Here is a 23,162-nt window from a genome sequence, read left to right as displayed (position 1 = left end):
CCACCCCCGCGCGGCCTGGGACTGTCAGCCCCCGGTGTAGGCGGCGTACCCGCGATCGGCCTGCGCGGCGGCCGCCACCGGGTCCTCGCCGTCCGCGATCGCGACGTCCTTCCACGCGTCCGCCGCCAGCCGATAGAACAGCTTGCCCTCGTCCGAGCCGACCCAGGCCATCAACTCCTCGGGGCCGGGCCGCCGGGCGGCCGGGTCGTCCAGGTGCCTGGCCAGCCCGTACAGCCCGGAATCCCAGCCCAGACCGGTCGCGGTCGGCCCGAACTGCGTCCACCACTCGTCCTTGACGTGCGCGACGTGCTCGAGCTCGAACCGCGTGCCACCGGCCTCGGGCGTCAGCCGCACCTCGATCCAGCTGACCTCCTTCCCGTACTCCCAGGTGGCGGCGTAGCCGTGCGGTTTGTCGCACCGGGTCACCGTGCCGCCGGCGTTGCCCTCGAGCTGGTAGTGGCCGCCCTCCTTCAGCTCCCCGCTCACCGGCAGGAACCAGCGGGCGATCCGATCGGGACTGGTCACGACCTCCCAAAGGTCGTCGATGTCGGTGTCGTACACCTGGCTGATGGTGGAGACCCGGGCCTCGCCGGCCTCCAGCGCGCGGTGGCCGAGCGTGCGCCGCACGTTACTGATCTGCTGCCGGACGTCGATCATCGAGAGTTCCCCTCGTCGTGGAGACGGCGTTGTCTTTTCCCGCGGGCGACCTCGGTGGCCATCGCGGCCAGCCGCGGCGCCCAGAAGCGGCGGAACCGGCCGAGCCACTCGTCGGCCTCGCGCAGCGCGGTGTCGTCCACCGCGTACAGCCGGCGGGCGCCGTCCGGGCGGACGGTGGCGAAGCCGTTGTCCCGCAACACCTTCAGGTGCTGCGAGACGGCCGGCTGAGAGATGCCGAACTCGGCCCGGATGACCTCGGTGACCTCGCCCGAGGAGCGCTCACCGTCGGCGAGCAGCTCCAGGATGCGGCGGCGGACCGGGTCGCCGAGCACGTCGAACGCGTGCATGACCCGTACGCTATCAGGTTTGGCTTATATAAGTCACGCGTGAGATATGGCGTCTCTGATCGCCGCCGCCATGGTGTCGGCGGCGACCGCCCGCAGCAGGTCCAGGCCGGCGTCGGCGACCTCGCCGGTGGCCAGGGCGACCACCGCGTCGCCGTCGTAGCGGGAGTGCGCGGGGTGGATGGCGCGGGCGTAACCGGTGTGGCCGCTCTGCGCGAGCAGGAAGCAGTCGTTCTTGTCGAGCCGCGCGTCGGTCAGCAGGACACCGACGGTCGTGTTCAGGCCGAACGGACTCTCCGGGGCGGGCGCGGGCGAGGAGCCGTCGAACACCGGGCGGCCGTCCGGCCCGAGCACGTCGCCCCAGGCGTTCACCACGACGATCGCCACCACCGACGCCGCACCGACGGACCCGCGCGCCACGCCAAGCCCACCGGGATCGAGCCGCTGCCGCCACTTGCCGGTGGTCGCGCCGGCGCCCGCCCCGATCGCCCCGGCCTCGAACGGGTCGCCGCGGAACGCCGCCGCCAGCGCCTGCTCCCCGGCCGCGCGGTCCGGCGGCGCGCCGGCCACCGAGGCATCGAAGATCGACATGCCCACAACGATCGGAACCGGTCCGAGCGGCGTCGCGAAGCCGCTGCCCCGCTGCCGCAAACCGTTCATCACACCGTCGCTCGCGGCGAGCCCGAAGGCCGACCCGCCGGAGAGCACGACCGCGGAAACGGTCGCCACCGTTCGCGTCGGCGCGAGCAACTCGAACTCGCGGGTCGCCGGCGCTCCCCCGCGCACCTCGCCGGAGCCGACGGTGCCCGCCGGCGGCACGATGACGGTCACGCCGGTACCGGCTCCGGTCCAGTGCCCGGCGTACGCGGAAAGCAGTTGGGGTCTGGTCACCACCCCATCCAACTACGACCCGGGGGCGTCAGGCGCGCAGCGGCTTCAATGCCTGGGCGACCCGGTGCAACTCGTCGAGCATCACCTTCGCCGCGGCCTCGGTGGTCTCCGACGGCTCGAAGTGGCCGTCGGCGAGGTGGTTCGCGACGAACGGGATGTTCACCTGCTGAGCGATCGTGAACAGGTTGAGCGCGTAGACGGCCGCGTGCAGCGCCATCGCCGAGCGGGTGCCGGCCGACACGCCGCCGTAGCTGACCACGCTGGCCGCCTTGTAGCGCCACTCGTGGTGCAGGTAATCGATCGCGTTCTTGGTGGCCGCGCCCAGCGAGTAGTTGTACTCCGGGATCACGAAGACGATCGCGTCGGCGGCGCCGACCTTCTCGCTCCACCGCCGGGTGTGGTCGTGCTCGTAGCGGCCGAGCCGGGGGTGGTGCGGCTCGTCGAGCAGCGGCAGGTTCTCCTCGGCCAGGTCCGCGACGGTCACCCGGAAGCCGCCGTGCGCCTTCGCGGCGTCGGCGAACCACCGCGACACCGGCAGGCCGACCCGGCCGGGGCGGGTGCTCGCGACGACTACCAGCAGATTCAGGTCACTCACAGGGCGGGTCCATTCTCCTCAGCGGGTATTTGCTGTGGCAAACAATAAACCCTGGAGGCCGTCAGCGCCGCGTGGCGTTCGCTACGATCGCGTCGACGATCGGGGGCCAGAGCTCGACCGGCAGGTCGTGGCCCATGCCGGGGATCAGCAGCAGCTCGGCGCCCGGGATCGCCTCGGCGGTGGCCTGGCCGCCGGACATCGGGACCAGCGGGTCGTCCTCGCCGTGGATCACCACGGTCGGGACGGCCACGTCGCGCAGGCCGTCGGTGCGGTCGGGCGACGCGATGATCGCCGCGTACTGGCGGAGGGTGCCGGCCGGCCGGTAGCCGCGATCGAACTTGGCCGAGACGCGCCGCTCGATGTCGGCCCGCGGGGTCGGGTAGGCCGGGGAACCGATCACCCGGGCCGTGTCCACGCCGTACGCGATCGCCTCGGCGCGGTCGGCCGCCGGCGGGCGCATCAGCACGGCCTGCGCGTGCGGCAGCGGCCGGCCCACCCCGCGGGCGCCGGTGGTCGACATGATCGAGGCGAGGCTGAGCACCACGTCGGGGTGGTCGAGGGTGAGCTGCTGGGCGATCATGCCGCCCATCGAGGCGCCGACGACGTGGGCCCGGTCGACACCGAGCGCCTTGAGCAGCGCGGCGGCGTCGGCGGCCAGGTCGGAGAGCAGGTAGGCGACCGTGGACGGGTCGCCGGCGACGATCCCGGGCACGTCGGGCAGGCCGAGGTCGTCCAGCACGGTCGACATGCCGGAGTCCCGGTTGTCGAACGAGATCACGTGGAAGCCGCGGGCCGCGAGCTGCTCGACGAAGCCGGCCGGCCAGTCGATCAGCTGCGCGCCCAGCCCCATGATCAGCAGCAGGGGCGGGTCGGCCGGGTCGCCGGCGGTCTCGTAGCAGATGTCGATTCCGTTGGCACGCACCTCGGTCACGTCCCCCATCCTGGGGTGCGCCTCGGCCGCGACGCAAGAGGGCGTTTCACGTGGAACAAAGGGACAAATCACGATTTCGTACGCCGGAATATCGGCCCCCAGGAGCCCAGCCGCGCCGCCGGATCCCGCATCGCGGCCACGAGCGCACAGGTCGCGGCGACCGCGATGCCCGACCAGCGCAGGTGAGCGGGCGTCCACTCCCGCCCGGGACCGACCAGCATCGGCAGCCGGGGAATCGACGCGGCCAGCAACAGCGACGCCAGCAGCACGGGCGTGGTGATGATGCCGGGCTCGTCGAATCCCTGGCGACGGGCCCACGCGGCCACCGCCCACAGCACGGCGACCGCGGCGGCCGGCTCGGTGGTGAGGCCGAGGCCGAGGCTCCACCGGTCGGCCGCCGGAGCCGAGGGCAGATAGATCGCGAGCACCGCCGCCCACACCGGCACCACGAGCGCCGCGGCACAGCCGATCCGCAGCCCCAGCCGGCGCGCCAGGCCGTACGGGCTGGCCTGCAACGTCGCCGCGGCGCTGTCGTCGAGCGCGTAGCCGCAGCCCAGGGCCAGCAGCAGAGCCAGGACGCGCAGGTCACCGACGGCATCGCGCGTGTCGCCGAGGCGGGCCACCAGGTACGCCGCCACCGCGGCAACACTCGTGACGTACGGCGCGAGGCGCATGCTCCGTACCAGGTGGCCGCTGCGGACCAATTCTCGGGCCACGAGGGCTCCGGTGGAGGTCATGGCACCTGGAACCCGCCGAGGACGAGGGTGGCGGCCAGCACCGGCCCGCCGACCAGGACCAGCCGGCGGCTCTGCGACCGGTACACGGCGGCGATCGCGGCGCAGGCACAGAGCCCGGTCAGGTACGCGACGTGCAGCCACGCCCGGCCCGGCCCCGGCGTCCAGCCCTCGAACTCCATCCCGGTCGTCCACCACATCCACCAGGCGCCGCCGGGGATGTGGCGGAACGCGACCAGACCGCCCAGCGTCCCGAGCACGAAGGTGATCAGCACGCCGCCGGGGAACGGCAGCCAGCGGGCGGCGAGGACGCCGAGCAGCCCCGCGCCGGCGAGGACGAGCGGGAGCTCGGCCAGTTCGCCGGCGCTCATCAGGTCCTTGGCCGGGAAGCCGTCGAGGCCGCTGATGATCGCCATGGCCACCGCGGCGACGGCGCCGACGCCGGCCGGCGGCAGCGCGATGCCCAGGGTCATCGCCCAGGTCCGGCGGGTGTCCGAGGTCGGGGTGACCTGCAGCATCTCCTCGGCCCGGCTGCGGCGGGCACCACTGGCGACCAGGTTCGCCGCGAAGAGCACGAGGATCGGCCCGAAGAAGGCGACGGCGGTGAAGATCGTGCCGTACCAGTAGTCGGCGTTGCGGCCGCCGCTCGCCCCGTCGGCGGAGGCGGTCACCGCGACGACGACCGGTACGAGCCACAGCACCGGGTGCCGGACGAGGCGCCGGGCCTCCCGGCCGATCAGGATGGCGGTGCTCATGAGTGCGTGACCTCCAGCTCGTTCTCGCCCATGAGCAGGAGGTACGCGTCCTCCAGCGTGGGCGGGATCAGCTCGGCGCCGGCCGGTGGGTCGCCGACGTTGCGGTAGACGCCGTCGCCGGTGCGCCAGGCCGCGAGGGCGGCGGCCGACCTCTGGGTGCCGGCCCAGACCCGGCCGGCGGCCTGCGCGGTCAGCTCGCCGGGCGTACCGGTGAAGCGGACCCGCCCCCGGTGGAACACGGCGATCCGGGTGCACAGGGCGGCGATGTCCTCGGTCTGATGGCTGGACAGGACCACCGTGCGCCCCTCGCCGGCGTGCGAGATCATCTCCCGGAAGCGCAGCCGCTGCTCGGGGTCGAGGCCGACCGTCGGCTCGTCCAGGACGAGCAGGTCGGGATCGCCGAGCAGGGCCTGGGCCAGGCCGACCCGCCGGCGCATGCCGCCGGAGAGGGCCCGGATCCGCTTGCCGGAGACCGGCGACAGCCCGGTCAGCTCGATCACCCGGCGGACCTCGTCGTGCCGGGCCCGCCGGTCGGTCATCTGCTTCAGGATCGCCACGTAGTCGATGAACTCGAAGACGGTGAAGCCCCGGTGGAAGCCGGCGTCCTGCGGCAGGTAGCCCAGGCGTTCGCGGATCCGCGTCCGGTCGTCGGGGCGCTGCGGGTCGCGGCCCAGCAGGGTCACCGTGCCGCGGTCCGGCGCCAGGACGGTGGCCATGATCCGCAGCAGGGTGGTCTTGCCCGCGCCGTTGGGTCCCAGCAGGCCGGTCACCCCCCGGCCGGCGTCGAGGTCGACGTCGTCCAGCGCCGTCGTACGACCGAAGGATTTCGTCGCGTTCCGCACGCGTACGGTGGTCATGCGCTTCTCCCGAGTTTGATCGTGACGGTGTCGCGGGTGGCGACGAGCCAGAGGCCGCCGCCGGCGGTCACGGCGAGCCAGAAGAGCTGGGCGCCGATGCCGGAGGTGAGGTCGAGGTCGCCGGCCAGGGCGGTCGCGGTGGTCACCAGCACCCACGCCGTGGCCACGACGCCGACGGCGACGACGGGGGTCATCCGGGCCGTCAGCGCCAGCGCGGCGCAGGTGAGCCCGGCCGTGGGCAGCAGCCACGCGGCGGCCACCCAGTGCGAGCCGGGCAGCATGAGCCCGGCCGCGGCCACGATCGGCACCGTGACCGCCAGGACCGCGGTCGTCCGGATCAACAGCAACCGCAGCCCCGGGTACGGCGTGGCCAGCCCGATCTCCCGGGTCGGGTCGAGGCCGCCGGCGAACGCGACCGCGACCCCGGCCAGCGGCCCGAGCGGTGCGGCCACGAGGAACATCCGGAGCAGGCGCTCGTCGGCCTGGGCCGCCCCGGCGGACAGCGCGAGGACGGCCGCGATCCCCAGCAGCCACGGTCCGCGCAGGGTCGGCGTGGCCGCGACCAGGCGCGCCGTCGCCTCGCCGACGCCGAGCCGGGTCAGCATCCGTTCGGGCAAGCTCGGCCGCGGGGCGTCGACCCGATCGGCCACCTCGTGCCAGATCGCCTCGACCCGCCGGGTGTCCACCTGCGACGCGATCGCCTCCCGGCAGGTCGCGCACTTCATCAGGTGCGCCTCGGCGGAGGCGGCCAGATCCGGCGGGGCAGCCCCCTCGGCGTACCGCCGGATCGCCTCCGGATCCAGGTGCCATCCGGTCATGTCGACCTCCCCGTCATGCCAGCCGCTCCCGCAACAGGGCGCGGGCGCGCATCATCCGTGTCTTGACCGTGCCGGGCGGGATGCCCAGCAGCCGGGCGGCCTCGCGGGTCGTCAGTCCGTCCAGGACGGTCGCCTGCACCACCGCCCGCAGCTCCGGCGACAGGCTCGCGAGAGCCGCGCCGACGTCGCCGTACTGGACGGCGAGCAGCACGTGCTCCTCGGCCGACGTCTCGACGCCGGCGAATTCCATCAGCTCGTCGGCCGGCGGCCGGCTGCGCCGCAACGCGTCGACCAGGCGGCGGATGCCGATGCCCCAGATCCACGCGGCCACCTCGCCGCGGCGGTCCCACCGGCCGGCCGACCGCCAGACCGCCACGAACGTGTCCTGCAGCACCTCGTCGACGAGCTCCGGCGACGCGCACCGCCGCCCGAGCCGCACCAGCAGCCACGGCAGGTGGCGCCGGTACAGCTCGGCGAACGCCTCCCGGTCGCCGTCCGCGATCGCCGCGAGGAGCTCGGCGTCGGCCCGGGGATCCGGTGGCCGCGTCAGCATGTGTGACCTCCCACGGCTAGTTCGTCGTACCGGGCGGCGCGAACGGTTCACCGGCGGCTGGAATCATGGGTCCGTGAGCGTCCTGGCGGTGGTACGCGAATGGCATGACGACGAGGGCTGGGGCGTCGTCGACTCGCCCGAGGTGCCCCGCGCCTGCTGGGTCAGTTTCGCCCACGTGCGGGTCGCCGGCTATCGCAGCCTGCGCCCGGGCCAGCCGGTCGCCCTGGAGTGGGAGCCCGCCGAGCAGGACGGGTTCGCGTATCGCGCTCTCCGGGTCTGGCCGTGGAACAGCGAGCCCGTCGAGCCGGGCGAGGCACCGCCGCCCGACGGCGCCCACACCAGCACGCTGACGCTGATCCTCGGCCCCGATGACGGAAAGAGCGGCTGAATGGTCTTGTCAGCTGCGGAATCGGTGGAAGGATGGGCCGGAAAGTGTCCGATCCTGCGTCTGGGGAGATCGAGTGACCGCCAAGACCGTGCTGCACAATTTCATCGGCGGCGCCGCGTCCGCGCCCGCCGAGGGCCGCTACGAGGACCTGATCGATCCGGCCACCGGCGAGGTGTTCGCCTCGGCGCCGGTCTCCGGCAAGCCGGATGTGGACCGTGCGATGGAGGCCGCGTCGACCGCGTTCGAGACGTGGCGGGGCACCACGCCGAGCGAGCGGCAGCAGGCACTGCTGAAATTCGCCGATGCGGTCGAGGCGCGCGCCGACGAGCTGGTCGCCGCCGAGTCGCGGAACACCGGCAAGCCGCTCGGCCTGACCCGCAGCGAGGAATTGCCGCCGGCGATCGATCAGATCCGCTTCTTCGCCGGCGCCGCGCGGCTGCTCGAGGGCCGCTCGGCGGGGCAGTACCTGAACGGCTTCGAGTCCTATGTCCGGCGCGAGCCGATCGGCGTCTGCGCCCAGGTCACCCCCTGGAACTACCCGCTGCTGATGGCCGTGTGGAAGATCGCGCCGGCCCTGGCCGCCGGCAACACGGTCGTGCTCAAGCCGTCCGACACCACCCCGGTCACCACCGTGATGCTCGCCGAGATCGCCGCCGAGTTCCTCCCGCCGGGCGTCTTCAACGTGGTCGTCGGCGACCGCGACACCGGCCGCCAGCTGGTCAGCCACCGTACCCCGCAGATGGTCTCGATCACCGGCTCGGTCCGGGCCGGCATGGAGGTGGCGACCGCGGCGTCCGCCGACCTCAAGCGCACCCACCTGGAGCTCGGCGGCAAGGCGCCGGTCGTCGTCTTCGACGACGCGGATGTGGCGGCCGCCGCCGAGGCCATCGCCGTCGGCGGCTACTTCAACGCCGGGCAGGACTGCACGGCCGCGACCCGGGTGCTGGCCGCGCCGGGCGTGTACAACGACTTCGTGGCGGCGCTCGCCGAGCAGGCGCGCTCCACCAAGACGGGCGCGGCCGACGACGAGGACGTGCTGTTCGGCCCGCTGAACAACGCGCGTCAGCTGGAGCGGGTCGCCGGTTTCGTCGACCGCCTGCCCGATCACGCGACCCTCGACGCGGGCGGCGCGCGGGTCGGCGACCGCGGCTACTTCTACTCGCCGACCGTGGTCTCCGGCCTCCGCCAGACCGACGAGGCGATCCAGGACGAGATCTTCGGCCCGGTCATCACCGTCCAGCGGTTCTCCGACGAGGACGAGGCGGTCCGCTGGGCGAACGGCGTCGAGTACGGCCTCGCCTCCAGCGTCTGGACGAAGGACCACGCCCGCGCGATGCGCATGACCCAGCGCCTCGACTTCGGCTGCGTGTGGGTCAACTGCCACATCCCGCTGGTCGCCGAGATGCCGCACGGCGGTTTCAAGCACTCCGGCCACGGCAAGGACCTGTCGGTCTACGGCCTCGAGGACTACACCCGCCTCAAGCACGTCATGCACGCCCTCGGCTGAGGCTTGAAGATCAAAATCCCCCTGTCGTACGGATGGGCACAAGTCCCCCCATCGCCAGGCGATCTGGGTGCATGGTCACCCCCGGTGCCGCCCGCGTCCGGGCGGGCCCGGTGGGTCGCGCCTACCCCCCGAGCGCCGTCGCCATCCGAGCGACGGCCTCGGTCAGCAACTCCGGGGACGTCCCGAAGTTGAGGCGGGCGTGCCCCGCCCCGCCGGTGCCGAAGCTCGGCCCGGAGCTGAGCGCCACCCGGCCGCGTTCCAGGAAGACCGCGGCCGGGTCGTCGCCCAGATCGAGCGCCCGGCAGTCCAGCCAGGCGAGATACGTGCCCCCGCCGGGGTGGTAGACCACGCCCGGGAGCCGCTCCGCGACGAGCCCGGTCAGCAGGCGGCGGTTCTCGTCCAGGCCGGCCAGCAGCGCGTCCAGCCAGTCCGTCGCGTCGCGCAGGGCGGCGATGTGCGCGAGGACGCCGACGTGGCTCGGCCCCTCCTTCACCCAGAACGGCAGCCGGACCAGGTCCTCCGTCGCGGCCGGGCCGGCGACCGCGACCGCCGCCTTGAGCCCGGCCAGGTTCCATGCCTTCGAGGCGGACAGCACCGAGAAGCCGTTCTCCGCCCCGGGCACGCTGAGATACGGCGTGAACACCGCGCCCGGCAGCACCAGCGGCGCGTGGATCTCGTCGGCCACCACCCGGACGCCGTGCCGCTCGGCCATCTCGGCGACCGCCGTCAGCTCCTGCGCCGTGTGCACCGCCCCGGTCGGGTTGTGCGGGTTGCACAGCAGGAACACCGGCCGGGCGCTGCGGGCCGCGGCCCGCCGGAACGCCTGCCGCAGCGCGACCAGGTCGAGACGGCCGTCCGTGAACAGCGGCGCCTCCTCGATCGGCCGGCCGGTGTGCCGCACGAAGTGGTAGAACGGCGGATACACCGGGCAGTTCACGACCACCGCGTCGGTCCGCGCGGACAGCACGTCGAGGATCTCCAGGATGCCGTGCATGACGTCCGGCACCATGGTCGACCGCTCCACGGCCGGCCCGTCCCAGCCCCACCGCTTCCGCGCGAAATCGGCCAGCGCCTCGGCGTACCCGTCACCCGCCGGGTACCCGGTATCGCCCCGCCGGGCCACCTCGGTGATCGCCCGGACGACCGGCTCGGCCAGCGGCACGTCCATCTCCGCCACGAAGGCCGGCACCACGTCGGCCGGATAGTGGCGCCACTTCTCGCTGGTGCGCTCCCGCAGCCGGTCGAGGGTGAGCTGACGCAACGGATTCGGCACGGAGGTCACCGGTCCAGCCTAAGGCGGCGCCCGGAGGACCGCCTTTCGACTTGCGGAAATTCGTTGGCGATGGAAACCTGTCGGCATGACCACCGAATCGGTTCCCGCCGGCGGCGATCCCCGCCGGCTGCTCTCCGACGCGCGTTCGCTCGCCCACCGGGTCCGCCGCGATCAACGGGCCACCTGGATCGCGCTGCTGATCCTGGCGCTCGCGACGCTCGTGGCGATCCCGTTCGACTACTTCTTCCTCGTCGCGCACTGCACGCCGGTGGGCGACGGCGCCGCCTGCAGCTTCGATCGGCGGGGCTTCCTGTTCTACTGGCCGCCGGCACTGCTGCTCACGTACGCGGCGATCGCCTTCTGCTACCTGCGGATCGCCCGGGAGCGCGGGCTCGGCACGCGGGTGCTGCCCTACGCGATCACCGGCGCCGCGCTGACCGTGCTGTTCACCGCCGCCTGGGTGGGGATCCGCGTCTACCTCGGCCGCCACGGGGTCCCGGCCCACCCGCTGCCGTCCTGGGCGCTGGCGCTCGACCGGCTGGTCGCGCCGGCCGGCACGATCGGGGTCGCGCTGCTGGTGCTGGCCCGGCTGGAACGCAACGCCGCGCTGCTGTTCTTCACGCTCGGCTATCTTGCCGTGGTGCTGGTGCCGATCGACTTCGGCTGGGGCCGGAACTGGGACATCCACACGACGTTCCTGCCACCGCAGATCATCGACGGCACGGTGCTGCTGGCCGGCGCGGCCGGCTTCGCCCTGGCCCGCCGGCGGCAGCGATGACCGCCCGGAAAGCCGGCCCGCCCCCGCCCGCGGCGACCGCCCGGAAAGCCGGCCCGCCCCCGCCCACGGCGACCGCCCGGAAAGCCGGCCCGCCCCCGCCCACGACCTCCGGCGACGCGGACCCGCCGGCCCCGCTGGGCGAACCGGACGCGCATCCCGTTCTCGGGTTGGACGATGTCGTGCATCAGCGCGTCCGGCTGGGGATTCTCACCATCGCGCACGAGGCGAGGCGGGTGGAGTTCGGGTATCTGCGCAGCCGGCTCGAGCTCACCGCCGGGAACCTCTCCAAGCACCTCACCGTGCTGGAGACGGCCGGGCTCGTCGCGGTCGAAAAGGGCTACGAGGGCAAGCGCGCCCGCACCTGGATCACCCTCACCACGGCCGGCACGGCCGCGCTCGCCGACGAGATCTCCCGGCTCAAGGCGCTCATCGCCCGGATGGAGGTCACCCAGGACCGCCGCTGACCCGACCCCGGCAAGGACGACCGTTCTCGATGAGTGACACGACCGTCGCCGCCCTGGACTGGCCGCGCACCGACCGGATCGGCGCGTTTGTCCTGCTGGTCGGCCCGGGCTAGATCGCCCGGGCGCGCGGCCGCTCCAGCGCATCGCGCAGATTGGTGGCGTGCAGTGCCGCGTTGATGCCGAGCCAGCGGATCGGCTCCGGCTCCCAGCGCCGCGAGCGGTGGCCGACCCAGGGCAGGGTGGTCAGGTCGCTCCGGGTGCCGGCGATCAGGTCGGCCAGCGTACGGCCGGCCAGGTTCGCGGCCGCGACGCCGTCGCCCACATAGCCACCCGCCCAGGCGACGCCGTCGGCCAGCCCGACGCTCGGCATCCAGTCGCGGGGAATGCCGAGCGGGCCGCCCCAGCGGTAGGCGATCTCCGGCCGGATGCCGAACATCTCGGTCAGCGTCGCCCGCAGGTTGTCGAAGACGGCCGGCACCCGGTCGTAGTCCGGCTCGATCCGGGAGCCGAAGTGGTACGGCGCGCCCCGCCCGCCGAACGCGAGCCGGTCGTCCGCGGTCCGCTGGCCGTAGATGATCATGTGTCGCTCGTCGCTGAACGTCTCGCGGCGGCGCAGCCCGATCCGCGCCCAGTCCTCGGCCGGCAGCGGCTCGGTGGCGATCATCAGCGAGTAGACCGGGGCGAGGTTGCGCCGGTGACCGGCGAGCCGCGCCGTGTAGCCCTCGAGCGCGCGGACGACCGTGCCGGCCCGGACCGTGCCGTGCGAGGTCTCGACCCGGCCGCGGGCGATCCGGTCGACGCGCGTGCCCTCGTGGATCGTCACGCCGCGCCGCTCGACGGCGGCGGCGAGGCCGCGCACCAGTTTGGCCGGGTGCAGGGCGGCGCAGTGCGGGCTGTAGACGCCGCCGAGCACGCCCTTCGCGCCGCAGATCGCGCCGGCCTCGCCGGCGCCGATGAAGCCGGGGGTGGAGGATGCCCGCCGCAGCTGCGCGGGGGTGCGCGCGAGCGTGATCGTCCCGCCCTTCGCGTAGTCGCAGTCGATGCCCTCGGCCGCCGCGGCCCGGCCGACCTCGTCCACGGCGCCGGCCAGCGCCGCGTGCATCGCGGCGGCCGGCCCCGCCCCGTACCGCCGGGTCAGTTTTTCCTCGGAGACCGGGAAGAGGCCGGAGGCCCAGCCGCCGTTGCGCCCGGAGGCGCCGAACCCGCAGTACTCGGCCTCGAGCACGACGATCTTCAGCGAGGGGTCCGCCTGGGAGAGGTAGTACGCCGTCCACAGGCCGGTGTAGCCACCCCCGACGATCGCCACGTCGGCGGCCCGGTCGCCGTCCAGCGGCGGGCGCGGCGTGATCGGGCCGAGGGTGTGCAGCCAGTAGGACGGTGCGCTCATCGAGTTCCCCAGGCGTAGGTCTGTTTGGCCAGCTTCAGGTACATGAACGTCTCGCACGAGGTGACGCCCTTGATCGGCCGGACCTTCTCGTTGAGCAGGTCGAGCAGGTGCGTGTCGTCGGTGCAGACCAGCTCGACCAGCAGGTCGAAGCCGCCCGCGCAGATCACCACGTAGTCGACCTCCGGGATGGCGGCGATCTCGTCGGCGATCGCGCGCAGGTCGCCGGTCACCTTCAGGCCGACCATCGCCTGCCGGGCGAAGCCGAGCGTGAGCGGGTCGGTGACCGCCACGATCTGCATGAGCCCCCCGTCGAGCAGGCGCTGCACCCGCTGGCGGACGGCGGCCTCGGACAGGCCGATCTCCTTGGCGAGCGTCGCGTACGACATCCGCCCGTCGCGCTGAAGGTGCTCGATGATCTGCTTGTTGATCTGATCCAGAGCCAGGTCCGCCGTCACGCCGCGATTCTTCCCCGGGTGCGGGTGCACGGCAATCACCTCGGACGTCCGGTTTGGGCTGATCACTGGAAAGGCGGTCCCTTCGGCGTGGACAACTGTGTTTATCGCAGAGTTGATCGCTCTTGACAAGCTTTTCCGTCGCGCGGAGGCTCTTGGGACACGGTTTCGATGATCGCGAGACCGTTCTGGCCGAAAGGTGCGTTTCTCATGCGCGTCCTGGTGGTCGGCGCGGGGGGAGTCGGGGCCGCCGCGGCCGCGATTGCCGCCCGCCGATCGTTCTTCTCCCGCTTCGTCATCGCCGACTTCGACCTCTCGAAAGCGGAGCGCGCCGTGGCCGACGACCGCTTCGTGGCCGCCCGGGTGGACGCCTCCAACATTTCCGACATTTCCGATCTGTGCCGCCAGCACGGGATCACCCACGTGCTCAACGCGGTCGACCCCCGCTTCGTGTTGCCGGTCTTCGAGGGCGCCCTCGCCGCCGGCGCCGACTACCTGGACATGGCGATGTCCCTCTCCCACCCGCACCCCACCGACCCGTACCACCTGCCGGGCGTCAAACTCGGCGACGACCAGTTCGCCGCCGCGCCACGATGGGAAGCGGCCGGCCGGCTCGCCCTGGTCGGCATGGGCGTCGAGCCGGGCCTCTCCGACGTCTTCGCCCGCTACGCCGCCGACCATTTGTTCTCCCGGATCGACGAGGTCGGCATCCGGGACGGCGGCAACCTGGTGGTCGACGGCTACGACTTCGCCCCGTCCTTCTCGGTCTGGACCACCATCGAGGAGTGCCTCAACCCGCCCGTCATCTGGACCCGTTCGGCGGGCTGGCACACCACCGTCCCGCTGAGCGAACCGGAGATCTTCGACTTCCCCGGCGGCATCGGCCCGGTCGAGTGCGTCCACGTCGAGCACGAGGAGGTGCTGCTCGTCCCGCGCTGGGTGGATGCCGGCCGGGTCACCTTCAAGTACGGCCTGGGCAGCGAGTTCATCGAGGTCCTGCGCACCCTGCACAAACTGGGCCTGGACCGCACCGACCCGGTCCGGGTGGGCGCCACGACCGTCTCCCCGCGCGACGTGGTCGCCGCCGTCCTGCCCGACCCCGCCACCCTCGGCGACAAGATGACCGGCAAGACCTGTGCCGGCACCGTGGTCACCGGCCTGGACCCGGACGGCAACCCCCGCAGCGTCTACCTCTACCACCTGGTCGACAACGAGTGGTCCATGGCGGAATACGGCGCCCAGGCCGTCGTCTGGCAGACCGCCGTCAACCCGATCATCGCCCTGGAACTCCTGGCCGCCGGCACCTGGCAGGGGTCCGGCGTCCTGGGCCCGGAAGCCTTCGACGCCGTCCCGTTCCTCGACAAGCTCGTCGAATACGGCACCCCTTGGGAAATGCGGGACCAAACCTGAAACCATTCGACCGTACGAGTGGGACAGGTCCCCAAGCCGCCCGGCGACCTGGGTGCATGGTCACCCCCGGTGCCGCCCGCATCCGGGCGGGCCCGGTGGGTCACCCCGGCAGTTCCGTGGCGGCCACTACCGACGACAATGGTTCATTGCGGCGGCACCGCGTTGAAGCGGGCCAGGAGCGTGGCCAGGGTTCGGACATCCTCCTCGGGCCAGGTCGCGAGATGGTCGCGCAGCCGGTCGCGGCGCACGTCGCGGACGCCGGCGAGGCGCCGGCGGCCGTCCGGGGTGAGGGCCACCAGGTGGGCGCGGCCGTCGTCGGGGTCGGGGAGGCGGTGGATCAGGCCCAGGGTTTCCAGGGGCTTCAGCTGGCGGGTGATCGTGGCCTTGCCGACGCCGACGTGGTCGGCCAGGTCGATCGAGCGCTGCGGGCCGTGGTCGGCCAGGCGGGCGAGCAGGCCGTACGCGTACGCGTCCAGTTCCGGATGCACCTGCCGGCTCATCCGCTCGGAGGCGGCGCGGGCCCGCCGCACGAAGACGGCCAGCTCGCGCTCGAGGGCCGCGACGGTCGTGTCACTCATCGGCTTTGTGGACTGCCCGGTCGTCCTGCAAGGCGTTGGAGGTACGCAGCGGTACCTCCTTGATCAAGCCGATGACCACGAGCGCGAGCAGCGCGAACGGTGCCGTGTACAGGAAGAGGTTACCGGTGGCGTGGCCGTACGCGTTCTCGACGACGGCGCGTACCGGCGCGGGCAGGTCGGCCAGCTTGGGCACCTCGCCGCCCGAGCCGGTGGCATGGATGCCGAGCCGGGCCAGGCCCTCGGCGGTGTAGTGGGCGACCTGCGTGCCGAGCACGGCGCCGAGCGCGGAGAGGCCGATGGTGCCGCCCAGCGAGCGGAAGAACGACACCGAGGTGCTGGCCGCGCCGAGTTCCTGCAGGCGCACCTGGTTCTGCACGGCCAGCACCAGGTTCTGCAGCGTGGTGCCGAGGCCGACGCCGAGCAGCGTCATCCCGGCCGCCAGCTGCCAGTACGGGGTGTCGTGCCGGGTCAGCCCGAGGATGCCGAGCCCGGCCGCGAGCAGCAGGGTGCCGCCGACCAGGAAGGGCTTCCAGCGGCCGGTCCGGGTGATGATCCGGCCGGCGACCGTGGAGGCGAGCGCGAGCCCGAGGATCATCGGCAGCGCCAGGAGGCCGGCCACCGACGGAGACTTGCCGCGGGACAGCTGGAAGTACTGGCTCAGGAAGGTGGTACCGGCGTAGAGCCCGATCCCGATGATCAGGCCGGCGGTGATGGCGAGGACGACCGTACGGTTGCGGAACAGCCACAGCGGCAGGACCGGCTCGGCCGCCTTCCGCTCGACCAGCACGAACACCACCGCGAGCAGCAGCGCGCCACCGGCCATCGCGGCGGACTGCCAGGACAGCCACGCGTACTTGTCGCCGGCGAAGGTCACCCAGATCAGCACCAGGGAGGCCGCCGCGGTGATCAGGGTGGCGCCGGCCCAGTCGATCCGCACGGCCCTCCTGCGTACGGGAAGATGCAGGGTCTTCTGCAGCAGGACCATGGCGATGACCGAGAACGGGACGCCGACGAAGAAGCACCAGCGCCAGCCGAGCCAGCTGGTGTCCACGATGACACCGCCGATCAGCGGGCCGGCGCTGGTGGCGACGGCCAGGACGGCGCCGAGGTAGCCGTTGTACCGGCCGCGCTCCCGGGGCGAGATGATGGTCGCGAGGATGACCTGGGTCAGCGCTAGCAGGCCGCCGGCCCCGACGCCCTGCACCGCGCGGGCGGCGAGCAGCAGGGCGGAGTTCTCGGCCAGGCCGGAGAGCACCGAGCCGAGGGTGAAGACGACCAGCGCGACCTGGATCAGCATCTTCTTGTCGAACAGGTCGGCCAGCTTGCCCCAGACCGGGCTGGACACGGTGGTGGTCAGCAGCGTCGCGATGATCACCCAGGTGTAGACGCTCTGCCCGGCGTGCAGGTCGGCGACGATCGTCGGCAGCGCGTTGGTGACGATCGTCGACGACAGGATCGCCACGAACATCCCCGTGTAGAGCCCCGAGAGGGCCTGCAGGATCTGCGCGTGCGACATCGGTGCGTCCGCCGTCGCGGCCCGCTCGGTCACGGTCATGGGTCCTCCAGATAGTTGCCCGAGGCAACCATACAGGCTCTTCCGCGAAGGATCCCGTCGAGGCGGGCGTTCAGTGCGGTATCGCCCAGTTCGGCACCCACGTTCCGGCGTTGCGGCCGGCCGTGGTGGTGGCGAGGTGGGCGCGGAGGGTGGCCAGGGCCGGGTGCGGGTTGTCGCGGTGCCAGAGGAACGAGTGCGGGTAGACGGGCACCGGGCCGGTCACCGGGATACGTCGCAGCCCGTGGCCGGCCGGCCAGATGAGGCGGGTGTGCCCGCCCATGAAGGTGGCCAGCGCCGGGGTGTCGGCGATGGTGTCGAGCAGGGCGTCGGAGCCGAAGTTGGGGCCGGTCGACTCGATAGTGAGGCCGAACTCGGCGACGAGGTCGTCGTAGTACGCGGCCCACTCGGTGCCCGGCGCAAGGCCGGGCATCCAGATCCGGTGCCCGGCGAGCTGGGCGACGGTCACCGATCGGGCGCCGGCGAGCGCGTGCGCGGGCCCGGTGAGGAGTTCGAGCGGTTCGTCGAGCACCCGGACGGACTCGACGTTCCCGGGCAGGGGGCGGCCGGGTGCGGCGACGGCGCGGAAGGAGGCGTCGATCGTGCCGGAGCGGATCGCGGTGACGGCCTGCTCGATGTCGAGCAGCATCAGCACGTCGAGTTCGATCCCGGGGTGGGCGCGGTGGAAGTCGCGCATGAGGCCGGATGCCGCGCCGCGTGAGTTGATCACGTCGATGCGCAGCGGACGGCTGCCGGCGCGCACGGACGCGACGGCGCGATCGGCGACGCGCAGCAGCTCGCGCGCTTGCGGCAGGAAAGCCTGCCCATCGATGGTGAGCGCGACGCCGCGCGGCGCGCGGGTGAACAGCCGCACGCCGAGGTCACGCTCCAGCGTGGCCATGCGCTTGGAGACAGCCTGCTGAGTGATCGACAGGTCGGCGGCGGCCAGCTGGAACTGGCCCGCTTCCGCGACGGCGACGAAGGTACGGACGGCCTCGAGATCCACGCCGATCCACCTTAGTGAACAACGCCGGGTTGTGGATCAGAGCCAGGATGGTTGTTTGACCTGCGGTCCCGCATCTCGCTTAGCTCTTACCGATCAACCCCGGTTTGTTCGAGGGAACGACGGAGCGCGCTGAAGAATGGTACGCAGGAGAAGGCTGGGCCGGCAGTTCGGCTGGCTGTGGGCGGCATATGCGGTCAGCGCCTACGGGTCCGGGCTGGGGTTCGGTGCGTTGCCGCTGATCGCCGTGCTCGCGTTGCACGCCAGTCCCGCCCAGGTCTCCGCGCTGTCCGCGGTGGGACCCGCCGTCGGCGCGCTGCTGGCGGTGCCACTCGGGCCATGGGTGGAGTTCCGGCGCAAACGCCCGGTCATGATCGCGATGGACCTGACCCGGTTCGCGGTCATGGCGACGATCCCGGTCGCCTACGCCCTCGGCCGGCTCGGTTTCGTCCAGCTGCTGGTGACGTCGGCCGTGGTCGCCGCCGCCAAGATTGCCTTCAGCGCGGCCGGCGGCGCCTACCTCAAGGCCCTCGTCCGGCCGGACGACCTGCTCGTGGCCAACGCTCGGTTCGAGTCCACGAACTGGAGTTCCATCGCGGTGGGGCCGCCGCTGGGCGGGGCGGCGATCGGCCTGTTCGGGCCGGTCACCACCGTGCTGGCCGATGCGCTCAGCTACCTGCTCTCGGCGTTGGGCATCACCGCGATCCGCGGCCGGGAGGAACCGCCGCGGAGAGCTGACGACAGCCCGATCCGAACGGGCGCGCTGCTCGATGGCTGGCGACACATCATGAGCCATCCCGGATTGCGGATGCTCTACGTCAACAACATGCTGGTCGGCGGTCTGATCATGGCTACCGAGCCGCTGCTGGCCGTGCTGCTCCTGCGCCAGCTCGGATTTCCGCCCTGGCAGTACGGTCTCGCCTTCGCCGCCCCCTGTCTCGGCGGCCTCATCGGTTCCCGGCTGGCCCGCCGCGTCGTGGCCCGCTACGGCCGGCACCGCGTCTTCCGAGTCGTCGGCACCCTGCGGGCCGTCTGGCTGATCGGCCTCGTCTTCGTCCAGCCCGGCGTCGCCGGCCTCGTCACCGTGATGGCGGTCGAACTGGCGATCATCATCAACATGAGCCTGTACACCCCGGTGCTCGCCACCTACCGGCTCGAACACACTCCCCGGCATCTCGTCGCCCGTACCCTGTCGGCCTGGTCCATCGGCCAGCAGGCGTCCATCGCCGCCTTGACCGCTCTCGGCGGCCTGCTCGCCGGCATCACGAGCCCACGCACCGCCCTCGCGGCCGCCGGCCTGCTCATCCTGACCACCCCGTTCCTGCTTCCGCGCGACCATCAGACGCCGCAGAAGCCGACAGCGGACCGGGCGGCCGCGGCCGCCGCGGTGAGGCCAGCCGGGGCGGGGGGCAGCCTGAGTAGTGACCGTGGTCGATATCCTCGATGAGGCCGGAGTGATGGCGCCGAGCCTGTTCGCGGAGAACGGTTACGAGCAGACGACCGTCGCGCAGCTCGCCTTCGCCATCGCCGTCGAGCGCTGGATGACGGCGGACGACGACGAGCCGTTCCCGCACCAGGCCGCGGCCGCCCCGAGCGACCTGCGGGTGCGAGCGGCCCAGCTCGACAAAGGGGATGCAGCGGCCTCGCGGGCGTGGCACCCTTGTCCGCATGACGTACAGCGCGCTCTTCGGCCGGCCCCCGACGGTGGCCGACTGATTTCGTGTGCGCGACGGCCGCCCCCTCGGGCGGCCGTTCCTGTTTCTACGGCCTTGCTCCGATGGGTGGCTTTCCCCGAAGGAGAAGACCATGACCTACCTCAGCCCCGCCGCCCTCACCGCCGACCTGGCCGTCCGCGACCTCACCGACCCGGTGGCCGGCCCGCATGCCCTGCAACTGCTGGTGTCCGCGATCCTGGACGCGGCCGCGGCGCGCTGGCCGGCGGCACCCCTGATCGTCCACCGCGGCTCCCGGATCGTCTCGGTGGCCGACAACTACGACCATCTCGGCTACCCGCCCTCGGCCAAGGCTCGCGATTCCCGATATAACCGATATGTCGGCCGGGATCGGCTGCTCCGGCGTGGTCTACCGGCGGGACGCGATCGACCGCCTCCACACCGGAACCCCGCACCAGCTCGACCTTTGGCGCCTGGGCGACGGCGACCTCCTCGAACTCGTCGGCCTCGCCCTCCACGCCGCCCTCCCGGGCGTGCCGTGGCGCACCCGGCCGGCCGCGCACCCCTACACCACCGGCGGACTCGAGATCGAGGCGCTCGGCCCGGGCGGCGCCTGGGTCGAGGTGGGCGAGTGCGGCCTCGCGGCCGAACACGTGCTCCGCGCGGCGGGCGGGCCGACCGAGGCCAGCAGGCCGACCGAGCCCAGCGGGCCGACCGGCGCCGACAGGCCGGCCGCAGCCGACAGGCTGGCCGGAGCCCACGGGCTAACCGCGGCCGACGGGCTGGCCGCAGTCAACGGGCCGGCCGCAACTGACCGGCTGGCCGCAGCCGGCGGGCTGGCGCTCGGGCTCGGCCTCGACCGGTTGCTGATGCTGCGCAAGGGCATCGACGACATCCGCCTGCTGCGCTCCGCCGACCCTCGCGTGTCGAGCCAGATGACCGACCTGACCCCCTACCGGCCGGTCTCCGCCCAGCCGGCCGCCCACCGGGACCTGTCGGTGGCCCTCCCGGCGGACGTGACCGCGGAGGACCTCGGCGACCGGGTACGCGACCTGCTCGGCGACGACGCGCACCTGGTCGAGGAGGTCACCATCCTGTCCGTCACGCCCCCGTCCGCCCTGCCACCCGCCTCCCGCGAGCGGCTCAACCTGCGCGACGACGAGGCGAACGTGCTGCTCCGCGTCGTCCTGCGGGACCTGCACACCGCGCTGCCCAAGCACCGCGCGAACGCCCTGCGGGATCGGCTGTGGGCCGGCCTGATGGCCGACCGCACGCCGATCCCGACGGCTTGACCCCGTTTGTCGCGCCGGGCGAGATACTCGCTGGGCGAGATACTCGCTGGGCGAGATACTCGCTGGGCGAGATACTCGCTGGGCGAGATACTCACCCAGAAAGATACTCAGGAGCCGACGACTGACGCGTACAGCGAGAACGCCCGCCGCAAGTCGCCCGCCGTTTCCGCCTGGTCGGCCGCGGCCAGCCGGGCCTGCCACTCCGTCCCGCCATGCCCGGCGACCACCCGGGCCTGAGCGGCGTCCCGCAGCGCGTCCAGGTGACCGGTCCGCCTACCGGTACGCAGCCCCCATCCGAACGGATAGAGCGGGTGATAGTCCTTGTCCCCCACGTTGATCGGCACCTGCGACACCGACGCCGGCCACGACACCGGCAGCCGCCCGGTGAACGGCCGCTTCCCGAAGAGCACGTCCGCCACCCCGGCACCCTCGCTACCCGGCAGCCACGACGCCACCAGCGCGTCGATCGACGGGAGCTGCGAAGTGATCACCTGCGGACGGCCGGAGACCAGCAGCACCACGCACTTCGGCACCGCCGCGCACACCCGGGACACCACCGCCTGGTCCGACGGCTGCAGGGTCATCGACTTGGGCTCGTTCTGCGCCGGCGTGCACCAGGAGCAGATCGGGCCGCCGACGTCGCCGAAGCCCTCCGCGTACGGCGTCTCGCCGACCACGACCACCGCGACGTTCGCACCGGCGGTCGGTGCCGTGCCGTCCACGCTGTACGTCACGTGCGGCGCGACCTGCCGGATGCCCTGCAGGATCGTCGTCCCCGGGATCGAGTCCCCCGAGCGTCCCTGCCAGTCGATCGTCCAGCCACCGGCCTGGTTCCCGATGTTGTCCGCGTTGCGCCCGGCCACGTAGATCGACGCGTCCCGGCGCAGCGGCAGCACGTTGCCCGCGTTCTTGAGCAGCACCTGCGACTCGGCGACCGCGCGGCGGGCCACCGCCCGGTGCGCCGCGCTGCCGACGTCGGCGACGTGCGCGGCCGACGCGTACGGGTGCTCGAAGAGTCCGATCTTGAATTTGACGGTCAGGATCCGGCGCACGGCGTCGTCGATCCGGGCCATGCTCACCCGGCCGGCGGTGACCTCGGCCTTGAGCACCTGCTCGAACTGCGGCGCCGTGTTCGGCTCCATGAACATGTCGATGCCCGCGTTGACGCCGGTCCGCACCTGCAGCGGGCTGGGCGCCGCCGCGCCGGACGGGTCCGGGATCTGGTGGATGCCCTCCCAGTCGCTGATCACAAAACCTGCAAAGTCCAACTTCTTCTTGAGTACGCCGGAGATCAGCTCCTGGTTGGCGTGCATCTTGATCGGGTTCCCGACGCCGTCCTCGGTCCAGTCCACGCTGGAGAACGACGGCATCACGCTCTGCAGGTCGTGCGAGCGGACCGCCGCCGCGTAGGGCGCGAGGTCGATCCGCGCGAAGTCGGCCCGATTCGTGATCGTGATGCCCTGGTCGACGGTGTAGTCGCCGGAGCCCGTCCCGTACTCGGTGTCGCCGTCGCCCGCGTAGTGCTTGGCGGTGGCGAGCACCCCGCCCGCGCGCAGCCCGTCGATCGCGGTCTCCATCCTGACCACCAGCTGCGGGTCCTCGGCGAAGCTCTCGTACGCCCGGCCCCAGCGCTCGTCCCGGGAGACGCAGACGCAGGGCGCGAAGTCCCACGGGATCCCGGTCGCCCGCATCTCGTTCGCGGTCGCCCGGTACGCCGCCTCGACCAGCGCCGGGTCACGGGTCGCGCCGAGCCCGACGTTGTGCGGGAACACCGTGGCGCCGTAGACGTTGCCGTGCCCGTGCACCGCGTCGATCCCGTAGATCATCGGGATGTGCAGGGGCGTGCTCAGCGCGTACGACTGGAAGGTGTTGACCATGTCGACCCAGGCCGCGGGCGTGTTCGGGGTGGGGACGGAGCCGCCACCGGACAGCACCGAGCCCAGCCGCAGCGTCGCGATCTCGCTCGGGTCGCCGGTGACCGCGCCCCGCTCGGCCTGCGTCATCTGGCCGATCTTGTCGTCGAGGGTCATCCGGCGCATCAGGTCGTCGACCCGGCGCGAGATCGAGAGGTGCGGGTCGAGATAGGGGGCCTTGGTGGGGCCGGAAACGGCGGTCAGCGGCAGCAATGCGACGGCCAACGCGCCCGCCACGTACGGTCGGATGGGTTTTTTCAAGAGTCGCATGAACTCGATACTCACCCGCGTCGATGCGTTTGAGTAACCCTCCGGTTTCCGTGTGCAGGCGTCAAACGACAAAACAGCCCGGCGCGT

The 23,162-nt window shown here is 72.4% G+C and carries 24 protein-coding genes; 7 read left to right on the top strand and 17 right to left on the bottom strand.

The features are described 5' to 3' along the window. Nucleotides 1-24: 24 nt before the first annotated feature. From IH26_RS0140415 to IH26_RS0140370, 10 genes are all read right to left on the bottom strand, one after another. Complete coding sequence (locus IH26_RS0140415; RefSeq protein ID WP_030441576.1) at nucleotides 25-657, bottom strand: SRPBCC family protein; 633 nt, start codon at nucleotides 655-657, stop codon at nucleotides 25-27. Next, nucleotides 654-1,004 carry an ArsR/SmtB family transcription factor gene (locus IH26_RS0140410; protein WP_030441575.1) on the bottom strand — a complete coding sequence of 117 codons (351 nt, stop codon included), beginning with the start codon at nucleotides 1,002-1,004 and terminating at the stop codon, nucleotides 654-656. Before IH26_RS0140410 ends, IH26_RS0140415 begins: the two co-directional genes overlap by 4 nt. Nucleotides 1,005-1,037: 33 nt before the next feature. Continuing rightward, complete coding sequence (locus tag IH26_RS0140405; RefSeq protein ID WP_030441574.1) at nucleotides 1,038-1,892, bottom strand: P1 family peptidase; 855 nt, start codon at nucleotides 1,890-1,892, stop codon at nucleotides 1,038-1,040. Between the two features lie 28 nt (nucleotides 1,893-1,920). After that, nucleotides 1,921-2,487 carry an NADPH-dependent FMN reductase gene (locus tag IH26_RS0140400; RefSeq protein WP_030441573.1) on the bottom strand — a complete coding sequence of 189 codons (567 nt, stop codon included), beginning with the start codon at nucleotides 2,485-2,487 and terminating at the stop codon, nucleotides 1,921-1,923. Nucleotides 2,488-2,548: 61 nt separating this feature from the next. Then, entirely contained in the window at nucleotides 2,549-3,418 is an 870-nt protein-coding gene (locus IH26_RS0140395) for an alpha/beta fold hydrolase (RefSeq protein ID WP_157437622.1), read from the bottom strand. A gap of 68 nt (nucleotides 3,419-3,486) precedes the next feature. After that, a complete protein-coding gene (locus IH26_RS0140390; RefSeq protein WP_157437621.1) occupies nucleotides 3,487-4,155 on the bottom strand; it encodes a hypothetical protein in 669 nt (222 codons plus the stop codon). Further along, nucleotides 4,152-4,907: a hypothetical protein gene (locus tag IH26_RS0140385; protein ID WP_030441570.1), complete on the bottom strand. Its 756-nt coding sequence runs from the start codon at nucleotides 4,905-4,907 to the stop codon at nucleotides 4,152-4,154. Before IH26_RS0140385 ends, IH26_RS0140390 begins: the two co-directional genes overlap by 4 nt. Next, nucleotides 4,904-5,764 carry an ABC transporter ATP-binding protein gene (locus IH26_RS0140380; protein ID WP_030441569.1) on the bottom strand — a complete coding sequence of 287 codons (861 nt, stop codon included), beginning with the start codon at nucleotides 5,762-5,764 and terminating at the stop codon, nucleotides 4,904-4,906. The genes IH26_RS0140385 and IH26_RS0140380 overlap by 4 nt, the downstream gene beginning before the upstream one ends. Continuing rightward, nucleotides 5,761-6,582 (bottom strand): cupin domain-containing protein, encoded by an 822-nt coding sequence (locus IH26_RS0140375; protein ID WP_030441568.1) that lies wholly within the window; start codon nucleotides 6,580-6,582, stop codon nucleotides 5,761-5,763. The genes IH26_RS0140380 and IH26_RS0140375 overlap by 4 nt, the downstream gene beginning before the upstream one ends. A 13-nt stretch (nucleotides 6,583-6,595) precedes the next feature. Then, nucleotides 6,596-7,135, bottom strand: a complete 540-nt coding sequence (locus tag IH26_RS0140370; RefSeq protein ID WP_030441567.1) for an RNA polymerase sigma factor — start codon at nucleotides 7,133-7,135, stop codon at nucleotides 6,596-6,598. A 73-nt stretch (nucleotides 7,136-7,208) separates the two neighbouring features. On the opposite strand from IH26_RS0140370, the gene IH26_RS0140365 reads away from it, so the two are divergent. Both IH26_RS0140365 and IH26_RS0140360 read left to right on the top strand, forming a co-directional pair. Further along, nucleotides 7,209-7,523, top strand: coding sequence for a cold-shock protein (locus IH26_RS0140365; protein ID WP_030441566.1), 315 nt, complete (start codon nucleotides 7,209-7,211; stop codon nucleotides 7,521-7,523). Nucleotides 7,524-7,596: 73 nt separating this feature from the next. After that, nucleotides 7,597-9,030, top strand: coding sequence for a gamma-aminobutyraldehyde dehydrogenase (locus IH26_RS0140360; RefSeq protein ID WP_030441565.1), 1,434 nt, complete (start codon nucleotides 7,597-7,599; stop codon nucleotides 9,028-9,030). Between the two features lie 121 nt (nucleotides 9,031-9,151). Here IH26_RS0140360 and IH26_RS0140355 read toward each other — a convergent pair whose 3' ends face one another. Next, nucleotides 9,152-10,312, bottom strand: coding sequence for a MalY/PatB family protein (locus tag IH26_RS0140355; protein WP_030441564.1), 1,161 nt, complete (start codon nucleotides 10,310-10,312; stop codon nucleotides 9,152-9,154). A 76-nt stretch (nucleotides 10,313-10,388) separates the two neighbouring features. Here IH26_RS0140355 and IH26_RS0140350 point away from each other — a divergent pair, with 76 nt between their 5' ends. Continuing rightward, a complete protein-coding gene (locus IH26_RS0140350; RefSeq protein ID WP_030441563.1) occupies nucleotides 10,389-11,081 on the top strand; it encodes a hypothetical protein in 693 nt (230 codons plus the stop codon). Between the two features lie 134 nt (nucleotides 11,082-11,215). After that, nucleotides 11,216-11,545 (top strand): transcriptional regulator, encoded by a 330-nt coding sequence (locus IH26_RS0140345; RefSeq protein ID WP_030441562.1) that lies wholly within the window; start codon nucleotides 11,216-11,218, stop codon nucleotides 11,543-11,545. Between the two features lie 109 nt (nucleotides 11,546-11,654). Here IH26_RS0140345 and IH26_RS0140335 read toward each other — a convergent pair whose 3' ends face one another. Then, on the bottom strand, nucleotides 11,655-12,932 hold the full coding sequence (locus tag IH26_RS0140335) for an NAD(P)/FAD-dependent oxidoreductase (protein WP_030441561.1): 1,278 nt from the start codon (nucleotides 12,930-12,932) through the stop codon (nucleotides 11,655-11,657). Next, complete coding sequence (locus tag IH26_RS0140330; RefSeq protein WP_030441560.1) at nucleotides 12,929-13,387, bottom strand: AsnC family transcriptional regulator; 459 nt, start codon at nucleotides 13,385-13,387, stop codon at nucleotides 12,929-12,931. Before IH26_RS0140330 ends, IH26_RS0140335 begins: the two co-directional genes overlap by 4 nt. Nucleotides 13,388-13,594: 207 nt before the next feature. Here IH26_RS0140330 and IH26_RS0140325 point away from each other — a divergent pair, with 207 nt between their 5' ends. After that, the gene (locus IH26_RS0140325) at nucleotides 13,595-14,794 is read left to right on the top strand and encodes a saccharopine dehydrogenase family protein (RefSeq protein ID WP_030441559.1); all 1,200 of its coding nucleotides are present in this window, start codon (nucleotides 13,595-13,597) and stop codon (nucleotides 14,792-14,794) included. Nucleotides 14,795-14,937: 143 nt separating this feature from the next. Here IH26_RS0140325 and IH26_RS0140320 read toward each other — a convergent pair whose 3' ends face one another. From IH26_RS0140320 to IH26_RS0140310, 3 genes are all read right to left on the bottom strand, one after another. Beyond that, nucleotides 14,938-15,372 (bottom strand): MarR family winged helix-turn-helix transcriptional regulator, encoded by a 435-nt coding sequence (locus tag IH26_RS0140320; RefSeq protein ID WP_034216996.1) that lies wholly within the window; start codon nucleotides 15,370-15,372, stop codon nucleotides 14,938-14,940. Beyond that, nucleotides 15,365-16,927: an MDR family MFS transporter gene (locus IH26_RS0140315; RefSeq protein WP_034216995.1), complete on the bottom strand. Its 1,563-nt coding sequence runs from the start codon at nucleotides 16,925-16,927 to the stop codon at nucleotides 15,365-15,367. The genes IH26_RS0140320 and IH26_RS0140315 overlap by 8 nt, the downstream gene beginning before the upstream one ends. A 70-nt stretch (nucleotides 16,928-16,997) precedes the next feature. Beyond that, entirely contained in the window at nucleotides 16,998-17,930 is a 933-nt protein-coding gene (locus IH26_RS0140310; protein ID WP_030441556.1) for a LysR family transcriptional regulator, read from the bottom strand. Between the two features lie 136 nt (nucleotides 17,931-18,066). On the opposite strand from IH26_RS0140310, the gene IH26_RS0140305 reads away from it, so the two are divergent. Both IH26_RS0140305 and IH26_RS58840 read left to right on the top strand, forming a co-directional pair. Then, nucleotides 18,067-19,374: an MFS transporter gene (locus tag IH26_RS0140305; RefSeq protein ID WP_084599507.1), complete on the top strand. Its 1,308-nt coding sequence runs from the start codon at nucleotides 18,067-18,069 to the stop codon at nucleotides 19,372-19,374. A gap of 603 nt (nucleotides 19,375-19,977) precedes the next feature. After that, a complete protein-coding gene (locus IH26_RS58840; RefSeq protein ID WP_051809381.1) occupies nucleotides 19,978-20,892 on the top strand; it encodes a tRNA ligase subunit PheS family protein in 915 nt (304 codons plus the stop codon). A gap of 107 nt (nucleotides 20,893-20,999) precedes the next feature. On the opposite strand, the gene IH26_RS0140290 is transcribed toward IH26_RS58840, so the two are convergent. Next, nucleotides 21,000-23,075 carry a glycoside hydrolase family 3 protein gene (locus IH26_RS0140290; RefSeq protein ID WP_034217006.1) on the bottom strand — a complete coding sequence of 692 codons (2,076 nt, stop codon included), beginning with the start codon at nucleotides 23,073-23,075 and terminating at the stop codon, nucleotides 21,000-21,002. Nucleotides 23,076-23,162 lie beyond the last annotated feature (87 nt).

The organism is Actinoplanes subtropicus (genome assembly GCF_000721705.1).
In the GTDB taxonomy this organism is placed as follows: Bacteria; Actinomycetota; Actinomycetes; order Mycobacteriales; family Micromonosporaceae; genus Actinoplanes; species Actinoplanes subtropicus.
Note: the sequence above shows the minus strand (reverse complement) of the source record. Positions and strands in the feature narration are given on the sequence as shown.

What these genes read in the sequence shown, in the direction of transcription:
- IH26_RS0140335 (WP_030441561.1), bottom strand. Translation starts at nt 12,932, where the DNA reads ATGAGCGCACCGTCCTACTGGCTGCACACCCTCGGCCCGATCACGCCG.
- IH26_RS0140375 (WP_030441568.1), bottom strand. Translation starts at nt 6,582, where the DNA reads ATGACCGGATGGCACCTGGATCCGGAGGCGATCCGGCGGTACGCCGAG.
- IH26_RS0140315 (WP_034216995.1), bottom strand. Translation starts at nt 16,927, where the DNA reads ATGACCGTGACCGAGCGGGCCGCGACGGCGGACGCACCGATGTCGCAC.
- IH26_RS0140410 (WP_030441575.1), bottom strand. Translation starts at nt 1,004, where the DNA reads ATGCACGCGTTCGACGTGCTCGGCGACCCGGTCCGCCGCCGCATCCTG.
- IH26_RS0140415 (WP_030441576.1), bottom strand. Translation starts at nt 657, where the DNA reads ATGATCGACGTCCGGCAGCAGATCAGTAACGTGCGGCGCACGCTCGGC.
- IH26_RS0140320 (WP_034216996.1), bottom strand. Translation starts at nt 15,372, where the DNA reads ATGAGTGACACGACCGTCGCGGCCCTCGAGCGCGAGCTGGCCGTCTTC.
- IH26_RS0140305 (WP_084599507.1), top strand. Translation starts at nt 18,067, where the DNA reads ATGGTACGCAGGAGAAGGCTGGGCCGGCAGTTCGGCTGGCTGTGGGCG.
- IH26_RS0140390 (WP_157437621.1), bottom strand. Translation starts at nt 4,155, where the DNA reads ATGACCTCCACCGGAGCCCTCGTGGCCCGAGAATTGGTCCGCAGCGGC.
- IH26_RS0140350 (WP_030441563.1), top strand. Translation starts at nt 10,389, where the DNA reads ATGACCACCGAATCGGTTCCCGCCGGCGGCGATCCCCGCCGGCTGCTC.
- IH26_RS58840 (WP_051809381.1), top strand. Translation starts at nt 19,978, where the DNA reads ATGTCGGCCGGGATCGGCTGCTCCGGCGTGGTCTACCGGCGGGACGCG.
- IH26_RS0140325 (WP_030441559.1), top strand. Translation starts at nt 13,595, where the DNA reads ATGCGCGTCCTGGTGGTCGGCGCGGGGGGAGTCGGGGCCGCCGCGGCC.
- IH26_RS0140370 (WP_030441567.1), bottom strand. Translation starts at nt 7,135, where the DNA reads ATGCTGACGCGGCCACCGGATCCCCGGGCCGACGCCGAGCTCCTCGCG.
- IH26_RS0140290 (WP_034217006.1), bottom strand. Translation starts at nt 23,075, where the DNA reads ATGCGACTCTTGAAAAAACCCATCCGACCGTACGTGGCGGGCGCGTTG.
- IH26_RS0140385 (WP_030441570.1), bottom strand. Translation starts at nt 4,907, where the DNA reads ATGAGCACCGCCATCCTGATCGGCCGGGAGGCCCGGCGCCTCGTCCGG.
- IH26_RS0140380 (WP_030441569.1), bottom strand. Translation starts at nt 5,764, where the DNA reads ATGACCACCGTACGCGTGCGGAACGCGACGAAATCCTTCGGTCGTACG.